The 25,259-nt window shown below is 64.5% G+C and carries 19 protein-coding genes; 9 read left to right on the top strand and 10 right to left on the bottom strand.

Annotated elements, in window-relative coordinates; all coding sequences use genetic code 11:
- Positions 1-162: 162 nt before the first annotated feature.
- From HUK73_RS22925 to HUK73_RS22910, 4 genes are all read left to right on the top strand, one after another.
- On the top strand, positions 163-2,454 hold the full coding sequence (locus tag HUK73_RS22925) for a TonB-dependent receptor (protein ID WP_176594103.1): 2,292 nt from the start codon (positions 163-165) through the stop codon (positions 2,452-2,454).
- A 211-nt stretch (positions 2,455-2,665) separates the two neighbouring features.
- Positions 2,666-4,075, top strand: a complete 1,410-nt coding sequence (locus tag HUK73_RS22920) for a TolC family protein (protein ID WP_176594102.1) — start codon at positions 2,666-2,668, stop codon at positions 4,073-4,075.
- On the top strand, positions 4,072-5,052 hold the full coding sequence (locus HUK73_RS22915) for an efflux RND transporter periplasmic adaptor subunit (RefSeq protein ID WP_176594101.1): 981 nt from the start codon (positions 4,072-4,074) through the stop codon (positions 5,050-5,052). Before HUK73_RS22920 ends, HUK73_RS22915 begins: the two co-directional genes overlap by 4 nt.
- Before the next feature lie 4 nt (positions 5,053-5,056).
- Positions 5,057-8,131 (top strand): efflux RND transporter permease subunit, encoded by a 3,075-nt coding sequence (locus tag HUK73_RS22910; RefSeq protein ID WP_176594100.1) that lies wholly within the window; start codon positions 5,057-5,059, stop codon positions 8,129-8,131.
- On the opposite strand, the gene cls is transcribed toward HUK73_RS22910, so the two are convergent.
- Positions 8,115-9,512, bottom strand: coding sequence for a cardiolipin synthase (gene cls / locus HUK73_RS22905; RefSeq protein ID WP_176594099.1), 1,398 nt, complete (start codon positions 9,510-9,512; stop codon positions 8,115-8,117). The genes HUK73_RS22910 and cls overlap by 17 nt on opposite strands.
- A gap of 176 nt (positions 9,513-9,688) precedes the next feature.
- Between cls and lldD the strand changes: the two genes are divergently transcribed.
- Positions 9,689-10,849, top strand: a complete 1,161-nt coding sequence (lldD, locus tag HUK73_RS22900) for an FMN-dependent L-lactate dehydrogenase LldD (RefSeq protein ID WP_176594098.1) — start codon at positions 9,689-9,691, stop codon at positions 10,847-10,849.
- A gap of 4 nt (positions 10,850-10,853) precedes the next feature.
- Here the strand turns inward: lldD and arsH are convergent, their stop codons facing one another.
- The 4 genes from arsH to HUK73_RS22880 are packed head-to-tail and all read right to left on the bottom strand — an operon-like array spanning position 10,854 to position 13,033.
- Positions 10,854-11,603 (bottom strand): arsenical resistance protein ArsH, encoded by a 750-nt coding sequence (gene arsH, locus HUK73_RS22895; protein ID WP_176594097.1) that lies wholly within the window; start codon positions 11,601-11,603, stop codon positions 10,854-10,856.
- A complete protein-coding gene (locus HUK73_RS22890; protein ID WP_176594096.1) occupies positions 11,600-12,265 on the bottom strand; it encodes an MIP/aquaporin family protein in 666 nt (221 codons plus the stop codon). Before HUK73_RS22890 ends, arsH begins: the two co-directional genes overlap by 4 nt.
- A complete protein-coding gene (gene arsC, locus HUK73_RS22885; protein ID WP_176594095.1) occupies positions 12,262-12,693 on the bottom strand; it encodes an arsenate reductase (glutaredoxin) in 432 nt (143 codons plus the stop codon). The genes HUK73_RS22890 and arsC overlap by 4 nt, the downstream gene beginning before the upstream one ends.
- A gap of 10 nt (positions 12,694-12,703) precedes the next feature.
- Entirely contained in the window at positions 12,704-13,033 is a 330-nt protein-coding gene (locus HUK73_RS22880; protein WP_176594094.1) for a helix-turn-helix transcriptional regulator, read from the bottom strand.
- A 186-nt stretch (positions 13,034-13,219) separates the two neighbouring features.
- On the opposite strand from HUK73_RS22880, the gene HUK73_RS22875 reads away from it, so the two are divergent.
- The 4 genes from HUK73_RS22875 to HUK73_RS22860 all read left to right on the top strand — a co-directional run bounded on the left by HUK73_RS22875 (position 13,220) and on the right by HUK73_RS22860 (position 19,665).
- Positions 13,220-16,108, top strand: coding sequence for a TonB-dependent receptor domain-containing protein (locus HUK73_RS22875; RefSeq protein WP_176594093.1), 2,889 nt, complete (start codon positions 13,220-13,222; stop codon positions 16,106-16,108).
- Positions 16,109-16,167: 59 nt separating this feature from the next.
- The gene (locus HUK73_RS22870) at positions 16,168-17,697 is read left to right on the top strand and encodes a carboxylesterase family protein (RefSeq protein ID WP_176594092.1); all 1,530 of its coding nucleotides are present in this window, start codon (positions 16,168-16,170) and stop codon (positions 17,695-17,697) included.
- 13 nt (positions 17,698-17,710) lie between these two features.
- Positions 17,711-18,688, top strand: a complete 978-nt coding sequence (locus HUK73_RS22865) for an alpha/beta hydrolase (RefSeq protein WP_176594091.1) — start codon at positions 17,711-17,713, stop codon at positions 18,686-18,688.
- 86 nt (positions 18,689-18,774) lie between these two features.
- Positions 18,775-19,665, top strand: coding sequence for a LysR substrate-binding domain-containing protein (locus tag HUK73_RS22860; protein WP_176594090.1), 891 nt, complete (start codon positions 18,775-18,777; stop codon positions 19,663-19,665).
- A 5-nt stretch (positions 19,666-19,670) separates the two neighbouring features.
- Here the strand turns inward: HUK73_RS22860 and HUK73_RS22855 are convergent, their stop codons facing one another.
- The 5 genes from HUK73_RS22855 to HUK73_RS22835 all read right to left on the bottom strand — a co-directional run bounded on the left by HUK73_RS22855 (position 19,671) and on the right by HUK73_RS22835 (position 25,177).
- A complete protein-coding gene (locus tag HUK73_RS22855; RefSeq protein WP_176594089.1) occupies positions 19,671-21,407 on the bottom strand; it encodes an acyl-CoA dehydrogenase family protein in 1,737 nt (578 codons plus the stop codon).
- A 96-nt stretch (positions 21,408-21,503) separates the two neighbouring features.
- Positions 21,504-22,463 carry a class I SAM-dependent methyltransferase gene (locus HUK73_RS22850; protein WP_176594088.1) on the bottom strand — a complete coding sequence of 320 codons (960 nt, stop codon included), beginning with the start codon at positions 22,461-22,463 and terminating at the stop codon, positions 21,504-21,506.
- 7 nt (positions 22,464-22,470) lie between these two features.
- Positions 22,471-22,683 carry a DUF5989 family protein gene (locus HUK73_RS22845; protein ID WP_176594087.1) on the bottom strand — a complete coding sequence of 71 codons (213 nt, stop codon included), beginning with the start codon at positions 22,681-22,683 and terminating at the stop codon, positions 22,471-22,473.
- Entirely contained in the window at positions 22,680-24,449 is a 1,770-nt protein-coding gene (locus HUK73_RS22840) for a carbamoyltransferase N-terminal domain-containing protein (protein ID WP_176594086.1), read from the bottom strand. Before HUK73_RS22840 ends, HUK73_RS22845 begins: the two co-directional genes overlap by 4 nt.
- A complete protein-coding gene (locus tag HUK73_RS22835; RefSeq protein ID WP_176594085.1) occupies positions 24,446-25,177 on the bottom strand; it encodes a ferritin-like domain-containing protein in 732 nt (243 codons plus the stop codon). Before HUK73_RS22835 ends, HUK73_RS22840 begins: the two co-directional genes overlap by 4 nt.
- Positions 25,178-25,259: the final 82 nt, after the last annotated feature.

The following is a 25,259-nucleotide window of genomic DNA, read 5'->3' as shown; positions in this document are numbered from 1 at the left end:
TCCATCCGCGACCGATGCGGGAACTTTAAGGGCATGGACGCCCACAGAGAAGCTTACATTTTCCCACACTTTGAACTGTTACGGAATCGTCATCGATCCGTCATGGCTGCCCCATAGCTCGCCCCGCAACGCCAAGATGGCGGGAAAAAGGGGACGAGTTTCATGACCATGCTTAACCTGCGCCGGGCGCTGCTGCTTGGCACGATTGCCACCATTCCATTCATTGCCGCCAACGCCGCCCTTGCTGCCGAGGCGCCAGCCGCCGGCTCCGACCAGGCGATTGCCGAAGGGTCCAACATCCTGGTCACCGCGACCAAGGTGAACGAGATCGCGCCCGTCACCGCCTCGCTCCAGGCGACACAGCCGCAGGCGATCATCTCGCGTTCCTTCATCGAGGATTCGTTGCCCGCCACCGCCGACTTCAACCAGATCGCGCTGATTTCGCCCAGCGTGTCCAATTTCGGCGGCGTCAACGGCGCGGGCCTTTCGGAATCCAAGGCGCAGATCCGCGGCTTTCAGGATGCCGAATATAATATCACCTATGATGGCGTGCCCTTCGGCGACACCAATGACCCATCGCACCACAGCAACACCTTCTTCCCGTCGAACACCATCGAAACGCTGGTGGTCGATCGCGGCCCGGGCAACGCCTCGAACCTCGGCATTGCGACCTTCGGTGGCAGCATGAACATGTTCTCCCGCGCCACCCGCGAGGATGCGAGCGCAGAGCTCAAGGGAAGCTACGGCAGCTGGAACACCTGGCTGACCCGTGCAGTGCTGCAAAGCGGATCGATCGAGAAGCTGGGCGGCACGCAGATCATGCTGTCGGGTCAGCATATCGAATCCGACGGCGCCCGCACCTACAGCCCGTTCCGGTCGAACAATATCTTCGGCAAGATCATGATCCCGATCAGTCCGGACGTGAAACTGACGCTGCTCGGCACCTACAACGAAAACAGGTTCAACCAGCCCGACAAGGATGGAGCGACGCAGGGCCAGATCGCCTTGTACGGGAAGAATTTCAGCCTGAACAATGATCCCAACAGCCAGAATTATTACGGCTATAACCACACCCACAAAACGACCGATTTCGAGATCGTGAAGCTGGAGGCGAATATTGCGCCCAACTCCACCTTCGAGAACCGTGCCTATACCTACAGCTATGACAATGAAACGCTGAGCGGCAATGACGTGACCCTGTTCGCCGCCGCGACGCCGACTTCGGCCGCCGACATCGCCAAGGCCAATGCCGTGGTCCTGACGCCCGGCGCAAAGTCGGTCTTCGGCGTGCCAGGCTATACCAAGACCAACAAATATCGCGTCTGGGGCGACATCGCCAAGGCACGCATCCAGCTGACTGATTTCGCCACGGTCACGGCGGGCCTGTGGATCGAACGCGCCAACACCTATCGCCAGCAGCGCGACGTCGATCTTGTCACCATGTCGCCCAACTATGCCGAAAAGGCCGTCAAGAATCCCGTGACCGGCGTGGCGACACCGGCAAATATCAAGTTCGACCAGGACAGCCACACCAATCATTATGAGCTGTTCACCGAACTGGAACTGCGTCCGCTACCGGGCCTGACGATCACGCCCGGCTTCAAGCATGTCGATTTCGAACGGCGGATCAATGCCGCCTATAATCAGACGACGCGTTATGCCCAGAATATCAGCGGCGACTATCAGGCGGACCTGCCGTTCCTGACGGTAAACTATGCCGTCACCGACCAGCTTTCGACCTATGCCCAATTCGCCAAGGGTTTCCTCGCCCCGCCGCTCAGCGTTCTGTATGTCGCCAATCCGCAATTCTCGACGGCGGCGCCGCAGAAGTCGACCAACTATCAGGCTGGCCTGGTCTATCACGGATCGCATCTGAGCCTGGACGCCGACGTCTATTATATCGACTTCCGCAACAAGGTCACGACCGATCCGTTTGCCCCGGCCAGCGAAGGCACGGTGTACATCAACGCAGGCAAGGCCGTTTACAAGGGCGTCGAAGGCCAGGCCACCTACGCCTTCAATAACGGTCTGGCGCTGTTCGCCAATGCTTCGCGCAACTATGCCAAGACCAACAATGACGGGTCGCCACACCTCCAGCTCGGCAATGCGCCCTACTGGACGGCCGCAGGAGGCGTGCTGTTCAAGAGCGGACCGATCCGCTTCTCGCTGATCGACAAATATACCGGCCCGCAGTCGGCTACCGGCGACGGCGATCCGCGCTATCGGATCGGCGGCTACAACACGGCCATCCTGTCGGCCCGCTACCAGATCGGGCCGGTGCGGATCGGTCTGGAGGTGAATGACCTGTTCGACTCGACCCGCCTCACCAACATCAATGCGGGCAAGGACTATGTAGACAAGACGGTGACGCCAAATATCACTTACCGGCCCTATGACCAGTATTTCTACCAGCCCGGTCGTTCGGTCACGGGCGACATCACGCTCACCTTCTAAGGGAAACAAAGCCATGACCGGCGGCAATTTCACGCGATTTCTGCCGCCGGTCCCAACCGCTTGACCATAGCTGGAGCAGCGGCTGAGGAGACGCCTCCACGCTCCGGATTGTGATGACAAACGAAGGGCTGGCCGGCGTTCGACTTGCTCCGCCTGAACCTTACCATATTGCAATTAGGCACTTGTCCGGCGCCGCCCTAAAGCCCTTCCCATGATCCGCAGGCCCAATTTCCTTGCCATGCTGGCGCTGGTCGCGCTCCCTCTTGGCGGGTGCCAGTCCTATCACCCCGCGCCGGTGAATGCGGCAGCAATGGCTGTCGCGCGCCAGCAGCGATCCGCCGACCCGGAAGCCGTGCGCATCGAACAGGCTCGAATCGCAGCGACCGCTCCCTATGACGCCACGCGCTGGACTCGGCTTTCAGTGATGGCGGCGCTGCTCATCCATAATCCTGATGTCGCCGCCGCCCGCGCCGCCATTGCATCGGCCAGGGCGCAGGAAAAGGCGGCCCGGCAAGCCCCGGGCGCGACGCTGACGCTCAGCAGCGAATATGCCAACGATCCATCGACCAGTTCACCCTGGCTGCTGGGCGGCGCCGTCGACGTGCCGCTCGATATCGGGGGACGGCGCACGGCACGGATCACCAGCGCCGCCCTCTCCGTCGCGATTGCGCGCTATGACTATGCCGACACGCTCTGGGCAGCACGGATGCAGGCGCGCCGCGCGCTTGCCGACATGCTGATCGCCTCGCGCGAGGCAGAGACGGGGGAACACCTGTTCGCCCTCCGCAACCAGCAGCAGGCGGCGATGGAAAAGCGCCTGAAGGCAGGCGCAGTTTCCCGCGCCGATCTGGAACGCGTCCGGGCGGACGTCGCCAGCGCGGCGGCGTCGGTCGAGGATGCGCGCGGCCGCGTTACCGCCGCCCGGCAGGCGCTCGCCGCCGCCATCGGCCTGTCGGTGGAGGCGCTGGGATCGATCGCTTTCGACTGGTCCGGCTTCGACGACCCCGCGCCCGATCCCACGGGAAACGAGGTCGTCCGCGACCGCTCCGGTGCGACGGTGGCGCGGGCAGATGTGCTGAAGGCCATCGCTGCCTATGATCAGGCGGAAAGCGACCTGCGCGGCGAAGTCGCCAAACAATATCCCGCGATCAGCATTACGCCCGGCTACACCTGGGAACGGGGCCTCACCAAATTGCCCCTGTCGGTCGGCCTTGTGCTGCCACCGCTCGACCTCAACCGCCACGCCATCGCGGCCGCGCAGAGCAAGCGCGCGGAGGCCGGACGCAAGCTGGAGGCGGTGGTCGCCGCCGCCAATGCGGGGCTGGACAGCGCGATCAGCGAATGCCGCCTCGCCCGCGCGGCGCTGGCGCGGGTACGCGAGGCCGACCTGCCCATCGCCCGCCGCCTCGCCGCGCAGGCCGAAGCGCAATTTCGCCGGGGGCAGATCGACCGCACCGACTGGGCCGCCGCGCAGGGCGGCGTGCCGCAGGCGCAACTCACTGAACTTGCCGCGCTTGCCCGCGTCCATGCCGCCGACGCGGCGCTGGAGGATGCCTTGCGCCGCCCGCTGGAAGGACCCGAACTGATGCTCAACCCCGGCGCGCTGGAGCCGAATCCATGAAACCGCTGTTCCTCGCCGCCGCTTCCGGGCTGGTAGGCGCTGCTCTCGCAGGCGCCCTGTTCATCGCTTTCCCGTCGCTGACCACAGGCAAGGACGATGACGATGCCGCCGGAGTCAAGGCCGCTGCGCCCGCCGCGCCCGAAGGCGTGGTCATGCTCGACAAGGCGCAGGCGACACGGGCAGGCATCGCCATGGTGCCGCTCGCGCCCGCACAGGTGGCGACGGTTCGCCAGGGCCTTGCCCGCGCACTCGACATCAGTACGCTGTCCGCCATCCAGAGCGAGATCGTCAGTGCCGAAGCGGCCAGCGCCACGTCCGACGCCGACTATAAGCGGCAACGCGCACTCGCCGGCGACGACCAGAGCGCTTCAGCCCATGCCGTGGAACTGGCCCGCGCGCAGGCGGTGGCGGACCGGGCGCGTCTGGACGCGGCGAAGCAGCGGATCGGGCTGGAATTCGGCCCGGGTCTGACACGGCTGTCGTTGAAATCGCTAGGCGACCTGCTCCACGCCGCCACCGCCGGGCAGGCCAGCCTGATCCGCGTCGATTTTGCCGACGGTGCTGCGCCACCCGGTGCACTGGTGCGGATCGGCGAGACGACCGTTCGCCTGCTGGGGCCAGCGGCCACCGCCGACACACATCTGCAAAGCGCCGGATCGCTGGCCATCATCCACGGCCCGCTGGCGCGGGAACTGGGTTCGGGCCGGGTGCTCCCCGCCACCATGGCGGCCAATACCAGCGAGAACGGCGTTCTGGTCCCGCGTGAGGCGATCATCCGCTATCAGGGCGGCCTCTGGGTCTATCGCGTCGAGCCAGGCGGCGGTTATCGCCGGATCGAACTCACCGATGCAAGGGCAGAAGCGCAGGGCTGGTTCGCGCGCAGCGGCGTCAAGCCGGGCGACCGGATCGCCTCGGGTGGCCTTGGAGTGCTGCTTTCCATCGACCGCGGCGGAGAACCCGTGGGCGAGGACGACTGACATCATGCTCACTTATGTCGTCCGCCAGAGCGTCCGCCATCCCTGGATGGTGCTGACCGCCGCGCTGCTGCTCCTGCTGATCGGCGGCCTGTCGCTGCGCAAGGCGCCCTATGATGTCTTTCCCGATTTCGTCCCGCCGCAGGCCACCGTCCAGACCGAGGCGCCCGGCTTCGTCCCCGATCAGGTGGAGGCACTCGTCACCCGCCCGCTCGAAACCGTCATCAACGGCGCCAATGGCGTGGAATCGGTGCGATCGGAATCGATTCAGGGGCTGTCGGTCATCACCGTCGTGTTCAAGGAAGGATCGGACCCCTATCGCGCCCGGCAGGTGGTGGCCGAAGCGCTGGGCGATGCTGCCGCGCGCCTGCCCGCCGGGGTCGGCACGCCAACGCTGACACCGCTCACATCGTCCACCATGGACCTTTTGAAGATCGGCTTCACATCGACCCGGCTCACACCCATGGCGCTGCGCGATCTGGTGCAATGGACCGTGCGGCAGCGACTGCTGAGCGTGCCGGGTGTCGCGCGGGCCACCGTCTTCGGCGGAGCGCAACGGCGGATCGAGATCCGCGTCCACCCGGCCGACCTCATCGCCCGCGACCTGTCCATCAACGATCTTTCAACCGCCGTTCAGGCGAGCGCCGCCGTACGTGGCGGCGGCTTTGCCGACACGCCGAACCAGCGCATCCTGGTCCAGCCCGACAATGGCGGTGTCACGGCGAAGAGCCTCGCCAATTCGGTGCTGACGCCGCTGCATGGCGGATCGCTGCGGCTGGGTGACGTCGCCGATGTGGTGGATGCGCCCGCGCCGCAATTTGGCGACGCGCTGATCATGGGGAAACCCGGCGTGCTGCTGGCGCTGTCGAGCCAATATGGCGCCAATACGCTGGACACCACGCTGGCGGTGGAAAAGGCGCTGGACGACATGCGCCCCGCCCTCACAGCGCAGGGGGTGACGCTCTATCCCGCGCTCCACCGCCCGGCCAATTTCATCGAGACGGCGCTGGGGGGCATCCGCCATGACCTGTTGATCGGCGGACTGCTGATCGGCTTCATTCTGATCGCCTTCATGCGCAGCCTGCGCGTCGCGCTGATCGCTTTCCTCTCGATTCCACTGTCGCTGTTGGCGGCGATATTGGTGCTCGATCATTTCGGCCAGACGATCAACACCATGACACTTGGCGGGCTGGCCGTGGCGCTGGGCGTGGTGATCGACGACGCCATCGTCGACATAGAGAATATTGCCCGCCGCCTGCGGCTTGCCCCGCCCGACATGCCGCGCTCAGCGGTGGTGGAGGCGGCGTCGGTCGAGGTGCGCGCGCCGGTGGTCTATGCAACCTGGGTGCTGCTGCTCACCATGGTCCCGATCCTGATGCTGACCGGACTGCAAGGCGCCTTCTTCCGGCCGTTGGCACTGGCCTTCGCGCTCGCCGTGCTGGCGTCGCTGCTCATGGCGGTCAGCGTCACTCCGGCGCTGGCTTTCCTCCTGTTGGGCAACGCCACCCATGGTGAGGAGCCGCGCTTCATCACTCGCATCAAGGCGGGTCATGAGGGGCTGGTGCGCCGCCTCTCCGCTCATCCGCGCCCGATCGCCATGGCCACTGCCATAACCGGAATCATCGGCGGGCTCCTGTTCCTGTCGCTGGGCAATGAACTGCTCCCCGCCTTTCGCGAACGGCATTATGTCTTGCAGGTGGTCGGCCCGACCGGCGCATCGATGGACTGGATGAAGCGGACCGGCACGCGTATCTCGCACGATCTGCTGGCGCTGCCGCAGGTCGCTACGGTGACGCAGCAGATCGGCCGGGCCGAGGCGGGCGAGGACACTTTCCTCCCCAATCACAGCGAATTCCACCTCAAGCTGAAGCCCGTCAACGGCGCGGGCGAGGAAGCCGCGCAAACAGCTATTCGCGACGTCCTTTCCCATTACCCGGGGATGCAGACCGAGGTGCTGACCTTCCTGGGCGACCGCATCGGCGAAAGCCTGTCGGGCGAGACGGCGGCGGTGGCGATCAGCGTCTATGGCGCCGATCTCGATACGCTCGACCGCGTCGCTGAGGCCATAGCCCAGACGGTGCGGCAGGTCCCCGGCGCGGCCGATGTGCAGGTGAAGGCGCCTGCCGGGACGCCGGTGCTGCGCATCCGGCTCGACCATGACCGCATGGCTCAGCACGGCATCACCGCCACCGATGCCTATGACGCGGTGGAGATCGCCTTCCAGGGACATGTTGTCGCCCAGACCAGCGAGGCCGACCGCACGATCGACCTGGCCCTCGCTTTGCCCCCGGCCCTGCGGCAGGACCCGGAAAGCATCGGCGCGATGCTGGTCCGCTCCGGCGACGGCACCACTACGCCCCTCAACGCCATCGCAACCATCCGGGAAGAGGAAGGCCGATCCACCATCGTGCATGAGGGCGGCCAGCGGCGGCAGGTCGTGACCGTCAATCCCACGCGATCGGACATCAGCGGCTTTGTCCGCGACGCGCAGGCCCGGATCGCGCACGACGTTCATCTGCCCCCTGGCGTCTATCTCGACTATGCCGGCGCGGCGGAGGGGCAGGCGGCAGCTTCGCGCCAGTTGCTGCTGAATGTCGGCTTTGCCGCCATCGCGATGATCGCGCTGCTGACACTGGCCTTTGGTGGAAGTCGACCGACCGCGCTGATCCTGTCAGGCACGCCCTTCGCGCTGACGGGCGGGGTCATCGCGGTGATGCTGACCGGCGGCACGCTGTCGCTGGGTGCGCTGGTGGGCTTCGTAACGCTGTTCGGTATCGCCGCGCGCAACGCCATATTGCTGTTGTCCCATGCGGACCACCTGCTGGAAGCGGAGGGCGCGGACTGGTCGGCGGAAACGGTGTTGCGCGCCACGCGGGAGCGGGTGACGCCGATCCTGATGACCGCACTCGTCACGGCGCTGGGCCTTGCGCCGCTCGCCATCGATGCCGGGCAGGCCGGGCGCGAGATTCAGGGGCCGATGGCGGTGGTGATCCTTGGCGGGCTGGTCAGTTCCACGGTGATGAGCCTCCTCTTCCTGCCCGCCTTGATCCTGCGCTGGCGCCGGGTCAAAGCAGTGGACTGACCAGCCGCGCGAGATTTTCCCACAGGCGGGACGCGCCCGGCCTCGCCCGCCAGACGGCGAGATCCAGCGGGTCGCTGTTGCCCATATAATGCCGGTGGATGGCCTTGAGCGCTCCAACCTGCTCGCCTGCATGCATGATCAGGCTGATCTCGGCATTCAGCATGAAGGAACGGATATCGGCATTGCTCGACCCGATGATCCCGACGCTCTCGTCCACGGTCACGCTCTTGGCATGGAGCAGCTTGCGGCGATAACGGTAGATCCGCACACCCGATCGCAGCAGTTCGTCATAATAGGATCGCTGCGCCAGCCCGACCAGATATTGGTCGACGACATTCGACACGACCAGATCCACCGTCACATTGCGGGCAACAGCATTTTTGAGCGCGGTCAGCAACGCCTCGTCAGGGATGAGATAGGGCGAAACGATGATGACATCGTGCTTCGCTTGATGGACGAGATCGACCAGCAGCCGCTCATAACCCGGCGTGCCGTAATCCGGGCCGCTGGGCATCGCCTGAAGCACTGCCGGGCCGCAGGGCAGCGGCACCGCTGGCACGGCCAGTTCCTCCTCCGTCTCCAGATACCAGTCGCTGGCAAACACCGCCTCGCAGGCTGCGGCCACCGGCCCTTCGATCCGCGCCACCAGTTCATCGTTGACGATTCCCGGTTTGAAATCCCGATCGACGATATTCTGCGACCCGATGAAGGCCAGCTGCCCGTCGAACAGGCTGAGTTTCCGGTGATTGCGCAAGTCGCTGCGCGCACGGCGCAGGGAGGCGAAGCGGATCGGCAGGATCAGATGCGCGTCCACCCCCGCCTTCCGCAACATCGCCATGCTTTGTCGTGCCCATGGCCGGGAACCCAGCGCATCGACCAGCACGCGCACCGTCACTCCGCGCGCAACGGCGGCGCCCAGTGCGCGCGTCACCTCGCGGCCGGTATCGTCACTGGCGAAAATATAGGTCTGAAGGTGGATGTGCCTTTCCGCCCGGCCGATTTCCGCGACCAGCGCCTCGATCGCGGCGTCATATTCCGTCATCAGGCGGAGCCTGTTCCCCATACAGGCGGGAAATCCGCCAAGATGCAACGCCAGCGTCTCGACCGCACTGGCGCTGGATGCCGGAGCGGGCAAGGCCTTTGCGACCGCATCCCGACAGGCGATGCTGTGCCTGAACCGTTCATGCCGCCATTGCGGGAAGCGGGGCCGCCCGATCAACCGATAAAGGATCAGCGCCGGAACCGGCATGAACATGACGAGCAGCAGCCAGCTCCGCGCGGCCTCCGGCGGCCGGCGCAACGGAATGAACACGATCATGGCCACACGAATGACCCATTCCGCCAGCAGATAGGCGAGTGCAAGATGGCTGGCGTCAAGCATCAGCGACGCAGAATATTCCGCCCGCCGCCGAAGGCAAGCGGGTGAGCCGAACAGGAAGGAATATCCCCCAGCTTGACGCGTATGGTGCCAATAGGACCTGAAAAATCGCGAGCATCTTCTCTTTGTCGTGAACCGGCCTACAGACGTTGAGGCAAATTCCGCCCGGAGGCTCAGTCATGATCGTCGCATCCACCACGGACTATCGCGAAGCGGCCCGGCGCCGTCTGCCGCCCTTCCTGTTCCACTATATCGATGGCGGCGCCTATGCGGAGCAGACGATGCGCCGCAATCAGGAGGATCTTCAGGATCTGGCCCTGAAGCAAAGGGTACTGAAGGCGGTTGGCGAGGTCGACCTGTCCACCCGCGTCTTCGATGAACCGTTCGCCCTGCCGGTGGCGATGGCCCCTGTCGGCCTGACCGGCATGTATGCGCGCCGGGGCGAAGTGCAGGCGGCCCGGGCCGCAGCCTCTCGCGGCATTCCCTTCACCATGTCCTCGGTTTCGGTCTGTCCCATCGAGGAAGTCCAGCCGAAGGTGGACCGGCCGATCTGGTTCCAGCTTTACGTCCTCAAGGATCGCGGCTTCATGAAAAACGCGCTTGAGCGTGCCTGGGCCGCGGGCGTGCGGACATTGGTCTTCACGGTCGACATGCCGGTCCCGGGCGCCCGCTACCGTGACGCGCATTCGGGCATGTCGGGGGCCCGTGCCGCTCAACGCCGCATGATGCAGGCTGTTCTCCATCCCCGCTGGGCGTGGAGCGTCGGGGTGATGGGGCGCCCGCATGATCTTGGCAATGTGTCGGCCTATCTGAAGCGAAAGATCGCGCTTGAGGACTATGTCGGGTGGCTGGGCGCCAATTTCGATCCGTCGATCGGCTGGAACGACCTCCAGTGGATCCGCGACTATTGGAAGGGATCGATGGTGCTGAAGGGCATCCTCGACCCGGAGGACGCCCGCGACGCCGTGCGCTTCGGCGCGGACGGCATCGTCGTCTCCAATCATGGCGGACGGCAGCTTGATGGCGTGCTGTCGACGGCGCGGGCGCTTCCCATGGTCGCCGACGCGGTGAAGGGGGACCTGACGCTGCTGGTCGATTCCGGCATCCGCTCGGGTCTCGATGTCGTGCGGATGCTGGCGCAGGGCGCGGATGCGGTCCTGATTGGTCGCGCCTATATCTACGCGCTGGCGGCGGCAGGCGAGAAGGGGGTCGCCAATCTGATCGACCTGATCGCCAGCGAGATGCGCGTCGCGATGACGCTGTCAGGTGCACGGTCGATCAAGGATATCTCGGGAGAAAGCCTGGTTTCATCCGGCATGACGGGAATGGCGCACCCATAAGCGGTCATTCCCTATCCGTAAGGGTCGCCCTGGCGCGATTGGCCGACAGATCGATCAGGGTGCCGGAGGCCTTGCGTTCCGAATAGCGGTCAACCAACTGAGCGCCATGCGGACGCATCAGGACGGTGATCCGCACCAGTTCTTCCATCACGTCCACGATCCGGTCGTAATAGCTGGACGGCTTCATGCGCCCCGCCTCGTCGAACTCCCTGTAGGCCATGGCGACTGACGACTGGTTGGGGATGGTGAACATCCGCATCCAGCGGCCGAGCAGGCGGAGCGTGTTGATGGCGTTGAACGACTGCGAACCGCCGGAAACCTGCATGACGGCGAGCGTACGCCCCTGTGTCGGGCGCAATCCCTTCATCTCCAGTGGCAGATGGTCGATCTGGGCCTTCATGATCCCGGTAATCTGGCCATGCCGCTCGGGACTGCACCAGACCTGCCCCTCCGACCACATCGACAGTTCACGCAGTTCGTGCACGGCGGGATGATCGTCGCTGGCGACCTGATCGGGCAGCGGCAGATCGGCCGGATCGAAGATGCGGGTCTCCGCGCCGAAAAATTGCAGGAGACGCGCCGCTTCCTCGACCGCCAGCCGGGAGAAGGACCGTTCCCGCAGCGAACCGTAGAGCAGCAGGATGCGGGGCGGCGGCTGTTCGTCACCAAGGCCGAGCGCCGGTCGGGTGATCGCAAACGCCCGATCCAGCGCAGGGAGATGACCGGGGTCGGGCAGGACGCGAACGCGGATCATGCGGGTTCCTCTTGTGGGTCAAAGACGATCCTGCCCACCAGATGGGCGGCGATCGCGCCGGCAAGTTGCGCCGCGATGAAGGCCGGCACGCAGGCCGGGGCGATGCCGGCAAAGCTGTTACTCAGGGATCGGGCGATCGTGATGGCGGGGTTGGCGAAGCTGGTGGATGAGGTGAACCAGTAGGCGGCGGTGATGTAGAGCGCGACGCTGGCCGCGATGCCGCCGGGCCGCATTCGCGCCGTTCCGATAATCGTGAGAACCAGCCCGAAGGTGGCGACCGCCTCGCCGTACCACTGGCCGGGGCCGGTGCGAACCTTTTGCGACAGCTGAAGGATCGGCACGTCGAACATCAAATGCGCGACCCATATGCCAAGGATGCCGCCCACAAGCTGCGCCACGACATAGGCCACAGCCATGTCGGTTCGGATATGACTGCGCAACCGCATGACCAGCGTCACGGCGGGGTTGAAATGCGCTCCCGACAATGGCCCCAGCATCGTGATGAGGACGAACAGCACCGCCCCGGTCGCCAGCGTGTTCCCGAGGAGCGCGATGGCGATATTGCCGCCCGCCAGACGCTCGGCCATGATGCCCGAACCGATCACGGTCGCGAACAACAGGAAGCTGCCCAGCGCCTCGGCAGAAATCGTCCGGCGGTTCACGCTGGCTGGGCGCGATTGCCGTCGGCGTCGACGACCTGCTCACCATCCTCCTTGGCGAAGGCTCCCTGTTGCGGTGTTGGGAGAATATCGAGCACCACCTCCGACGGACGGCATAGCCTTACACCAAGCGGCGTGACGACCAGCGGCCGGTTGATGAGGATCGGGTGCGCGATCATCGCATCGATCTGCGCGGCATCGCTCACGCCCTCGTCACCAAGGCCAAGTTCTGCAAAGGGCGTGCCCTTCTCGCGCAAAAGCTGGCGCGGGGTGATGCCGGCCCGCGCGATCAGCTGGATCAGCATCGCGCGCGAGGGCGGCGTCTTGAGATATTCGACGACGTGCGGCTCGATCCCGGCGTTACGGATCATGGCGAGCGTGTTGCGGGACGTGCCGCAATCGGGATTATGGTAGATGATGACGTCGGTCATGGGCGATCCTTCAACAGCAGCTAAGTTCGGCGAGCAGCGGATCGCACAATTCGGCACGACCCTGACAACAGTCCCTGGCGAGGAAGAGCATGAGGCCGCGCAGGACATCGATGCTGACGCGCTGGATTAGCTGGCGCCCGCGCTTTTCCGGAATGACCAGTCCAGCCTTCACAAGCACTGCCAGATGGGTGGAGAAGGTGCTTTGGGTCAGCCCGCTTGCTTCCACCAGTTGCCCGGTCGACAATCCCTCGGGCTCATGTCGAACCAGCAGCCGAAAGGTCGACAAACGAGTGGGATGCGCGAGCGCCGCGAGGATGGACAATGCCGCTTCGGTTTCCATCCATCGGGATTATACGATGGAATAACGGCCGTCAATAATCCATCGATATTTTCCGATCCAATCTTGCCACCGCGGATTGGGATTAATCCCAATTATGCATTGACATGCACTTTTTTCGTCGATAGCCAAACATGCACCGCCGTATATTTTTAAATGATAATCAATTGCGGGTAGAGGAGACACTAAATGAGACTTTCCGTCGCTTCCGCCGCCTGTATCGGCGTCAGTATCTGGGCGCTCAGCACCGCTGCCCTGGCGCAGGACACGTCGCAGTCGACCAATAGCGAAACCGCGAGCGAGGCTCCCGCCAGCACGTCGGACATCATCGTCACCGGATCGCGCATCGTGCGCGATGGCTATACCGCGCCGACCCCGGTGACGGTCGCCACGACAGAGGATCTGGTCAAGGCAACACCAACCAACGTGCCGGACGCACTCAACAAGCTGCCCCAGTTCCAGAACAGTTCCAGCCCTTCGCGCAGCTCGCATAATTTCGCCAACAGCGCGAGCCATGGCAATGTGCTCAATCTGCGCGGTGTGGGCGGAAACCGCACGCTGATCCTGTTCGACGGCGTGCGCGTGCCGCCGACCACCTATGTCGGCACGGTCGACACCAATGTCATTCCCAACGCCCTGCTCCAGCGGGTGGATATCGTGACCGCGGGCGCGTCTGCCGCTTACGGATCGGATGCCGTCGCGGGCGTGGTCAATTTCGTCCTCAACCGCAAGTTCGCCGGCCTCACCGGCAGCGTTCAGGGCGGCGTGTCGCAGCGCGGCGACAATGGCAATCAACGGATCAGCCTTGCCGGGGGCGTGGACCTGTTCGGCGGACGCGGCCATCTGCTGCTGTCGGGCGAATATTATAACAATAACGGCATGTTGCGGTCCGATCGCAAGGGCGGCAATGCAAACTATGTCTATGTCGGCAGCGTTCCCGGCAGCGCGGCAACGCCCGGTTCCAACGCCAATCCACGCGCTCTTCAGGACAATATCCACCTGATCTTCGCCAGCGACAATGGCAAGATACTGGACGGTCCCTTCGCCAATTACCAGATCAACGGCGACGGCACGATCCGGCCCTTCAATAATGGCACCGCTACAGGCACGGCGGCATTCAATATTGGCGGCGACGGCTTCGTCATTCCATCCGACGTCAGTGCGGTGGCGCCGCTGAGTACCTATCAGGGCTTCGGCCGGTTCAGCTATGATGTGACGGACGACATCAACTTCTACGTCCAGGGTAATTTCACCCGCAGCGATCTCAGCTATGTCAGCCAGTCCAATGCCTGGGTCGGCACCCAGAATGCGCCGGTGTTCGAAGGCAATCCTTTCATCCCGGCGGTGATCGAGGCAGCACTGGCGCCCGGCCAGCAATTCAATATCGGCAAATATTCGGGCGACGGCAAGAAGAAACCCTTCACCAGTGAACGCACCGATTTCTGGATGGTCACGACCGGCCTTGAAGGCAGTCTGGGCGACAATTGGAAATGGTCGGTCAACTACACCCATGGCGATTCCAAGCATAGTGTCCGCCAGCACGGCCTCTATGATTATCAGAAGGCCTATGCCGCGCTGGATGCGGTTCGCGACAGCAACGGCAATATCGTCTGTCGTCCTACCTTGAGCGCCGATCCGGTCATCCGTGCACGCTTTGCCGGGTGCCAGCCGCTCAACATCTTCCTGACCGGTGACGCCTATACCAACCAGCCGGGCTATGACTATGCGACCGGCACCATGGCCTATGACGCGCGGATCAAGCATGATGCCGCCGCGCTGCAATTTTCCGGCTCGCCCTTCGAACTGCCCGGCGGCCCTGTGGACATCGTGGTCGGCGGCGAATGGCGCAAGCAGTCGCTGGACCTCACCAGCAACAGCGACCCCTCGCTACTCGACACCACAGCCGAGCGTGACGCGTATTTCGCGGGCCTGCGCGGCGTATCCTCGACCTCGCTCTTCTACTGGCTGACCAATGTGGGCGAGGCGCAGGGCAGCGTTACGGTCAAGGAAGCATTTGGCGAAATCAACCTGCCGATCGTCAAGGACATGCCGTTCCTCCAGTCGCTGGAACTGAACGGCGCGGGCCGCGTCACCGACTACAGCACATCCGGGCGGGTCGAGACATGGAAGGCCGGCCTCACCTGGAAACCGGTGCAGGACATATTGCTGCGCGGCACGATCTCGCGTGACATTCGCGCACCCACCCTGTTCGACCTGTTCGCAGGAGACCAGAGCGGCATCGGCCTGCTGACCGATCCGGTTTCGGGCCAGACCGGCAATGTCTCCACCGTGTCGGGCGGCAACCGCCTGCTGAAGCCCGAGGTGGCCAAAACCAAGACCTTCGGCTTCGTGCTGACGCCTCGCTTCCTGCCGGGCTTCAGCCTGTCGGCGGACTATTTCGACCTGAAGATTGACGGCGCCATCGGTACGCTCGACACCACGCGGATCGTGCAGAATTGCGTCGCCAATGCGTCGGCGCCCGAATGCGCGCTCATCACCCGGCCCTCACCGACCGCCTTCCCCAGCCTGATCCGCATCGCGGCGGCCAATATCGCCAAGCTGGAAACGGCAGGGATCGATATCGACGCCAGCTATGCCACGCGCCTTGGCAACGGCAATTTCAGCGCCCGCGCCTATGTCAGCTGGCTCGACAAATATGTGACGCAGCAAAGCGCGGCGGTCGCCGCCTATGACTCGGCGGGCTACGGCATCAACAATGGCCCAATCGCCCGGCCGAAATGGCGCGGCACGCTGAACCTCAACTATGTGAGCGACGGCGGCCTCACCATCTTCGTGTCGGAACAATATACCGGCCCGGTGAAGGTCGGGTCGCGCGAACCAAACAATAATTATTCCGGGGCGAAGGCACCTTCGGTCTGGTACACCGACCTCACCATCAGCCAGAAGATCGAGGGTTGGGGCGGCAGTCTGGAACCCTTCATCACGATCAACAATCTGTTTGATCGCGATCCGCCGCTGGTGGCCGCCGATATTCCGGGCGTGAACCTGCCGACGATCATTTCCACCTATGACACGGTAGGGCGGGCTTTTACCGCCGGTGTGCGGTTCAAATTCTGATACAAAGTCGGGGCGGCGAACCAACAGGTCGCCGCCCTCATTCCTTGGGGAGAGGCAATGTGAAGGCAGCACAGTTTTGGGCAGGCATGGCCGGCCTTTCGCTTGTCGGCGGCAGCCTGATCGCGGCACCGGCTGCGCAAGGCCCGGTGGTGACAACCGCATCCGGCCCTGTACATGGACAGGCGCAAGGAACCGGCGGTATCTTCAAGGGCATCCCCTTCGCCCAGACGACCGGCGGCGATCACCGCTGGACCCCGCCACGTCCAGTCGTCCCCTGGACCGCGCCCTTCGACGCCTCGCATTTCGGCCCGATCTGCCCCCAGCCCGAAACCCCCAATGAACGCGGCGCGAAGCAGAGCGAGGATTGCCTGTCGATCAATGTCGCTACCCCCTCGCTCAAGGGCAGGATGCCGGTGCTGGTACTGATCCATGGCGGCGCCTTCTTCGTGGGCTCGGGCGCGGAACTGTTCGACGATGCCGCACGGGTCTATACCAAACGCGGCATATTGGTGGTGTCGCTCAACTATCGGCTGGGGCGGCTTGGCTTCTTCTCCCATCCCGGCCTGCGCGCGGAGCAGCCGGGGGTCCCGACCGGCAATTACTGGCTGATGGATCAGGTCGCAGGTCTGAACTGGGTCCGCAACAATATCGCGCACTTCGGCGGCGATCCTGACAAGGTGACGATCATGGGCTGCTCGGCAGGCGGCTCCAGCATCAATGCGCTGGTTGCCACGCCCAAGGCACGCGGCCTCTTCGCCCGCGCCAGCGCGCATAGCGGCGGCGGCATCAACAACGCCACCCGCCCGCAAGCACAGGCGGAACGGGAAGGCATCGCCTTTGCCGCCCGCGCGGGCGTGTCCGGCGAGGGCAAGGACGCCATCGCCGCGCTGCGCAAGCTCGATCCGGCAGCGGTCATGGCCGCCGATCCCGGCCCGCCCAATTTCGGCGCGGTGGTCGACGGCGATTGGATCCCGCAGGAAACCGCCGTCGCCTTCGCCAACGGGAATGTCGCCCGCGTCCCCTATATCGCCGGATCGACCAGCAATGAGGCGAGCATTTTCGGGCTGATGGGCTTTGATGAAAAGGTGCTGAAGGACCGTTTCGGCATCGACCTCCCCGCGGTGCGCAAAATCTATGACCCGCAAGGGAAACTCCCCCCGGCCGAACTGCTGCGGCAGGTGCAGACCGATTTCATCTTCACCTCGGCCGCGACCGCGACGGCGGGCCTTGCAGCGCGCTGGCAGCCTGGTTGGTCCTATCATTTCGCCTATGTCCCGCCCGCCGAGCGCGGGAAGGTCGCAGGCGCACCGCATTGCGCCGATTTCGGCTATACGCTGGGCGCGGCCAAGGCATCGCAAAATGCCGAAAATGCGCGACTGGCGACGATGATGCAGGATTATTGGGCGAATTTCATCAAGAGGGGGAATCCCAATGGTCCCAGCCTGCCCCACTGGAGCGAATATAAGGGGCCGCATCGCGGGCCCCTGCTGATCAACGGCAAGACGTCCGTCGTACCGGATTTCCGCGCAAAGCAGATCGCCTATTGGTGGAAGCTCTGGGCAGACCGCACCGGCCAGAAATTGCCTTGATCGGAAGCCGGCAATGACGAAAAACCGGCTCCGCATCCTTCCCCTTCTGGCGCTGATCGGCGCCGCGCCGCCACCGATCCAGTTCGAGATCGGGCGACTGCGGCCCGAACCATGGCCACAAACCGCCACCCGCTTCCCCGGCGGCGTCACTGCGCAGGCTGATATCATCTACAGCCAGCCACTCCATTATCGTCCCTTGCGGCTGGACCTTTACCGCCCGCAAAACCGCAAAGAGCCATTACCGCTGATCGTCCATGTCCATGGCGGCGCATGGATGACGGGCACCAAGCGCCATGGTGGGCCGATCAGGGACTTTCCCGCCGTGCTTGCGCAATATGCCGCACGCGGCTTCGTCGTGGCGTCGGTCGAATATCGGCTCGACGGCGAAGCGCATTTTCCGGCCGCGATACAGGATGTCAAAACCGCCATCCGCTTCCTGCGGCTACATGCCGGTGGTTATGGCATCGACCCCGCCCATGTCGGCATTTTCGGCGGATCGGCAGGGGGACAGCTTGCCGCCCTTGCTTCCACCAGTTGCGGCATCGCCAAGCTGCAACCACCCGCCGACCCCAACACACCCGATCTGGCAGCCATGTCCGATTGCGTACAGGCGGGCGTATCCTGGTATGGCGTGCATGATTTCGCGACAGTGCCCACTCCGCCGGGCCAGACGGGTCCCGCGCCCTATCTTGGTTGCCCGGACCAATGCTCCGGGGAGGTGCTCCGCTTCGCCAGCCCCATCACCTATGTCGATGCGCAGGATCCGCCGATGCTGCTGATCCACGGCCTTGCCGATACATTGGTGGCCGTCTCGCAAACGCAGGAGTTCAAATCCGCGCTCAAGGCCGCACATACGCCGGTCGACGCCATCTATATTCCTGGCGTCGATCATGGCTTTGTCGGCAAAACCGATGCGGACACGCACCGCGCCAATGCACAGGCGCTGGAGGCTACACTGGCCTTTTTCGAAAGGACATTGCGCCCGCGATAGAGCGCCTCACCCCGATTTCTTTCCTTGATATCGATGTTATAATCCTGCCATTCAGCAATCGATTGTTACCATGATGGGATAATGGCATGCCCGCCTGGGCCGGTATCGACGAATTCATTGCCGTGGCAACGGCAGGCTCCTTCACGCGCGGAGCGAAAGCGCTGGGCGTTTCGCCCACGCATGTCAGCCGCGCTATCATGGCCCTGGAACAGCGGGTACAGGCGCAACTGTTTCACCGCACGACCCGGACCGTCCGCCTGACCGACACGGGCCGCGTATTCTTCGACCGCTGCGCCCGGATCGCGCAGGAACGGGACGAGGCCATTGCGCTCATTTCCGAACAAAGCGAACCGCAGGGGGAATTGCGTGTCACCTGCTCGACCGCCATGGGCGAGCGCTTCGTGGCGCCGATCATCCGCCGCTTCGCAATGCGCCATCCCCGGCTCGCTTTGTCTATCGACCTGTCCAATCGCGTCGTCGATCTGGTGGCGGAAGGCTATGATCTGGCGGTACGGACAGGCGCGATCACCGACCCGCGCCTGATCGGCGCTCGGGTCGCATCCCGAACGCTCTACACCTGCGCGGCGCCGAACTATCTCGCGCAAGCGGGTCGTCCGACAACGGTGGACGCACTCGAACGGCACGAGTGCATCACCGGGACCAGCGCTACCTGGCATTTCAAGGTCGACGGGCAGGATGTCATCCATCGCCCCCAGGGCCGCTTCCGCTGCAACAGCGGCCATGCCGTGATGGAGGCGTGCATCGCTGGCCTCGGCATCTGCCAACTCCCCGATTTCTACATCCTGCCGCATCTGAAACACGGCATGGTCGAACTGCTGCTGGAAGATGTGCAGCCGGAGGATGAGCCGATCTGGGCCGTGTATCCGCAGCGCCGCCATCTGATGCCGAAGGTGCAGCAGGTGGTCGAGTGCCTGCAACTTGAACTGGGGCCGGCGATGAACCGGCCCAGCCGATAACTCCCTTAGAAAGCGTCAGCAGACAGCGCCATGACGGCGCCCTCACCCGAAGCGATGCTTGCCGCAAGGCCTTGCGCCTGCGGCAGCATCCGCGCCGCGAAATAGTCCGCGACGGTACGCTTCGCTTCATGCAGCGGGCTGTCGCCGCCCTGCGCTGCGGCGGCCATGCGCGTCCACATCCACCCCATGGCCACCAGTGCGAAGAACCGCAGATAGTCGACCGCCGCCGCGCCCGCCGCATCGGTGCCGGCGCCCTGCAGCGAAGCCGTCGTGGCGCGCAGCAACGCCAACGCCTCCTGCGTTTTCGCCGCGATCGTCAAACCCCCGGCCGCCGCCAGATCCGCCGCTACAGACGCGAAAAAGCCCTCGACCACCGCGCCACCAGCCAGCGGCAGCTTGCGCCCGACCAGATCCATCGCCTGCACGCCATTGGTGCCCTCATAAATCTGGGCGATCCGCGCATCGCGGACATATTGCTCCATGCCCCATTCGCGGATGTAGCCATGGCCGCCGAACACCTGCTGCGCCTGCACCGCGCTCTCAAAGCCGAAATCGGTGAAGCCCGCCTTCACCACCGGAGTCAGCAGCGCGACCAGCGCATCCGCCTTCGCCCGTTCCGTCGCGTCGGGGTGATGATGCGCCCGGTCGAGCTGCAACGCCGTCCACCCGGCCAGCGCGCGTCCCGCCTCCACAAAGGCGCGGATATTGAGCAGCATCCGCCGCACATCGGCATGCTCGATGATCGCCACCGGGTTCCGTGCGCCATCGGCGCTGCGCCCCTGCAGCCGCTCCTTCGCATAGCCGGCGGCCTGCTGATAGGCGGCCCCCGCAATGCCCAGCCCCTGAATGCCGACCATCAGCCGCTCGGCATTCATCATGGTGAACATGGCGGCCAGACCCTTGTTCGGTTCGCCCACCAGCCAGCCGGTCGCGCCGTCATAATTCATCACGCAGGTCGGCTGCGCATGAATGCCCATCTTCTTTTCCAGCGCGCCGACCGACATGCCGTTACGAACGGTGAAATCACCCCCCGCATCGGGCAGGAACTTGGGCACCAGGAACAGGCTGATCCCCTTCACCCCGGCGGGCGCATCAGGCAGGCGCGCCAGCACCAGATGAACGATATTGCCGCCGAAATCATGATCGCCCGAGGAAATGAAGATCTTCTGCCCGGTGACGGCAAAGCTGCCATCGCCCTGGGACACTGCCTTGGTCTTCAGCAGCGCAAGGTCCGTGCCCGCGCTGCTTTCGGTCAGCGCCATGGCGCCGGTCCATTCGCCGCTCACCATGCGCGGCAGATAGGCGGCCTTGAGGCCATCGCCCGCATGCGCCGAGATCGCTTCGCAAGCCCCGCGCGTCAGCCCCGGAAACAGGCCGAAGGACAGGTTCGCCGCCGCCATCATCTCATCCAGCCAGAGCTGAAGGATGAAAGGCAGCCCCTGCCCGCCATGCGCCGGATCAGCCGACAGCGAGGCCCAGCCCGCCGCCGCGAAATCGCGCCACGCCTCGGCAAAGCCCGCCGGGGTTTCCACATTGCCATCGATCAGGCGGCTCCCCTCCTCATCGCCATGGCGGTTGATGGGGTGCAGCCGATCGGCGCACATCCGCCCCGCTTCCTCCAGCACCGCAGCGGCGAGGTCCGCATCGACCTCCTTGCCCATCTCCGCCATCGCCCCGTCGAAGCCTAGGACATCCGTCAGCAGAAAGCGGTAATCGTCGATCGGGGGAACATAGTTGAACATCGGAGCCTCTCCTCAAAGCGCGGCGCAATCAATATACCAAACACCTGTTACAGTCAATTGACGGCGCGGGCGCATCGTGCAACGAAGGATGGTGCGTCAGGCAATGCCGACGGTCACGAACAATCCCCCTTCCCTGCCGATCGATGTCATCCACTTACATTGGGTGATCCATTCCTCCAGGAACCAGCCGCCCGTCTGGTCGGCAAGAAGCGCGTCGGCTTCCGATCCACCCAACAGGGCTGATGGATAGCTTCTGACATAGGTAATGCCGTTTTCCCCGAACCAGCGGCGCACTTCGGCAAGGGTGTGGCAATGCTCCAGCGGGTGGCAATATTGATCGCGCAGCCAGGCGCGATGGCGCTCGGCCTCCGTGGTCCGATCCTTCAGGACCGGGTCGCCCGGAATCCATCGGCCTGCCGTCAGCCGGGCCACGATCCGGCGCAGGCGCAGGGGGATGCGCGCAAAGCCATTGTAAAGGCCGATGACGATCATCCCGCCCGGCCGCGCCAGCCTCGCGATCCGGCGAAAGGCGGCCCGTGGATCAGGCGTGTGATGCAGCACCCCGGAACAATAGACGACATCGAAGGCGCTGTCGCGCAGGCCCGGCGCGAACAGGTCCGTCTCGACGAAAAGCGCGCGTCCGATGCCGAAATCCTTTGCCGCACCGGTCGCGAGCAGAAGAGAGGCGCGCGTCAGATCGGCGCCGATGACGACACGGTCGCCATGAGCGAGATAGAGGCTCATCTGCCCCGTGCCGCATCCTATTTCGGCGATCCGCGCATCGGGCGCGATCGCCCGGTCGAGCGCACGGGCGAACGGGCTGAGACCGGCGCGCGCGCGCAGCCAACTCAGGCTGGCATGGGGCGGGTAACCCGGGAAGGGCGCCTCGGTATAAAAGGCGCGCACGGTTTCGGTCCGTTCATCGCCCGGCAGCCGCAAATCCGCCACATCCTCGCTCACCGCATAGGCCGCGTCGCAACTGGCGCATCGCCAATCCAGTGTCAGCGCCCCGGCGCAGGCGGGGCAAGCCAGCAGGGGTTGGAAAATCGCATCCATCGCCGCGTCAGAAAATGGAATAGACGAACGGCGCCAGCGCCTCGACACCGGCGGCCAGCGTCAGGATCAGGCCGTTGAGGCACAGGAACAGGATCAGCGGTATCATCCATCGCCGCCGGGACGGCGACTGCCAGACGCCCTGGACCAGTTCCCCCGCCGTACCGAACGCGCTGCGAAAGATGATCCACTGTCGCATGATGCGGCTTTTCTTCCTGATCATGCTGCGGCCTCCTGCAAGCTCAAACCCTGTCCATGCCGCTTGCGCACAGCGACAGTGCCGGCGATCAGCAGGTCGATGCCACAACGGCGGAAGGTGGAATATCCTTCCGCCGCACTGTTCACGATCGGCTCGCCCGCAAGGTTGAAGGAGGTGTTGAGCAGGACCGGAAGGCCGCTTCTGGCGCCGTACAACTCCAGCAACCGGGCGAGCCGGGGTTCCATGGCGGGGTCCAGCAACTGCACGCGCGCCGTGCCGTCCACATGGGTGACGGCGGCCAGCCTGTCGCGCCATTCCGGGCGCACCGGGAAGACGCCGGACATGAACCGGCCCAGCCGGTCCGCTCCGGGCGAAAGATCGAAATAACGCCGTCCATGCTCCGTCAGCACGACCGGGGCGAAGGGGCGGAACTCTTCCCGATATTTGATGTCGCGATTGAGCCGGTCGCGCATCTCCGCATCATGGGGGGCAGCGAAGATGCTACGATGGCCAAGCGCCCGGGGACCAAATTCCAGCGCGCCGTCCATCCAGCCGACGATCTCGCCCTGCCACAGGGCGTCCGCTGTCGCGTCCAGCATGGACTGGTCGGTCATCTCGGTCACGGCCAGCCCATCCTCGCGTGCCAGACGGGCAAGTTCGGCCTGGTCCACCTGCGGCCCCCAGAAGGGATGGTCGGGGAAGGCACGATGCGGCTGGCGGAAATGGATGCGGTCCGCGATCAGCGCCGCGCCCAGCGCGCAACCCGCATCGCCCGGTGCCGGGGGCACGAAAATCCGCTTGAAACCGGATTCGGCCAGCATCCGGGCATTGGCCACGCCATTGAGCGCGACGCCCCCGCCCAGACAGAGATCGTCAAACCCCGTTTCGCGATGCAGCGACCGGGCGATGTCGACCATGATCTCCTCCAGCACCCGCTGCGCGCTGGCGGCGATGTCCGCGAAGCGGCGCCCCTCCGCCGTGCTGAGATCGATGGGATGATGGGGCGCGCGCGGCGGGCCGAACAAGTCGGTGAACGCCTGAGAAAAGGAGGTTTCCACCCGGCTCTGGAAATCGAAATAATCGGTATCCAGCTCAATGGCGCCATCGGCCGTGCGCAGGATCACGCGGCGGACATCGTCGACCCGATTGGGCGTGCCATAGGCAGCAAGGCCCATGACCTTATATTCGCCCTCATTGACGGCGAAGCCCAGATAGGCGGTGAAGGCCGAATAGAAGAGCCCAAGCGAATGGGGAAAGCGCAGTTCCCGGAACAGCCGGACGTAGGTGGACCCGTCATCGCACTTTTCTCCCTGACCGACCGTCATGGTCGCCCATTCACCAACGCCATCCGCCGTGAAGATGGCGGCCCGGCGGCATGGCGCGGTCAGGAAGGCTGCCGCCGCGTGGGAGAGATGGTGGCTGGTGAAGCCTATCCTGTTCCGCGGGATGCCAAGCTGCGCCGCGATGACGCCCCGGACCCAGAGCTTCTCGCCCAGCATATTCTTCATCGCCCGTGGGAAGGAGCGCCAGCTTTGCGGGAAGCTCCGCAGGCAGGAGGTCAGCACCCGGTCGAATTTCAGGGCAGGCCGCTCATAGAAGATGACCGAGTCCAGATCCTCCGGCTGGATGCCGCCCCGCTCCAGGCACCATTCGATCGCGCCGATCGGGAAGGCGGCGTCATTCTTGCGACGCGACATCCTTTCTTCCTGAACCGCCGCGACCGGCAGGCCGTCGATCAACAGCGCTGCGGCCGAGTCATGATAATGCGCGGAAATGCCCAATATCTTCATGGTCCAAATTCCCCTCCACCATCATGGTCGCTGTCAGCCGGGATCGGGGTCCAACCGGTCCGTTCCATCATCGCCGCACGCTTGGCGAAGAAAGCGAAAGGAGGTAGCAGGATGAAATATTGCGCCGTCAGGATGATGGTGGCGATGATGCCTGCCAGCGCCGTCGCCAGCCGCAGATAGGCTTTCCACAGACGGGATAGCCGCGCCTTCCACAAAAGGATGCGGCGATGCCCCGGCGCGACCCGGTCAAGTTCCGCAAGGGAATAGCGCATATGGGACTCCTCGTCGCGAAGGATGCGATCGAACACCGCCTGGGTCGGGGGGTCATGGCCCAGAACGCGGCTGTAGAGGGCGAAATCCCGCGCCGCCGCACTTTCGGAAAGGTGGATGAAGGCCAACAACGAACCGTCCTCCTCTTCCTCCACCCGCAGATCGTCGAGGCCCCGCTCACCCGGCGCCATCCAATCCATCATGGACTTTCCCGCCGCCTGCGGCCGCCCGTCGAGCAAAGCCAGCCCGCGGGCGCGGAACAGGCTGGCGTGGCGCTGCTCGTCCCGCGCATGGGCAAGGAACAGGCGCCGTAGCCGGGAATCGCGCGTCAGTTCCGCCGCGCGCACAAGGTCCCGCCCGCCCTGCAATTCCACCTCGCCAAATTCCAGCAGCTTCCGGGCGCGGGTGCGGGGCTGTACCCAGATCGCCCAGTAAAGCGGTTGCAGCAGCGACGTCATGAACCACGACTCCTCACAGAGCGGACGGTCGCGATCTTAGTGCCGGGCAGCAGGGATATGGTTCATCGGCGGCACGATCGAT

Origin of the sequence: Sphingobium sp. EM0848 (assembly GCF_013375555.1) — a bacterium.
Lineage (GTDB): Bacteria > Pseudomonadota > Alphaproteobacteria > Sphingomonadales > Sphingomonadaceae > Sphingobium.
Note: the sequence above shows the minus strand (reverse complement) of the source record. Positions and strands in the feature narration are given on the sequence as shown.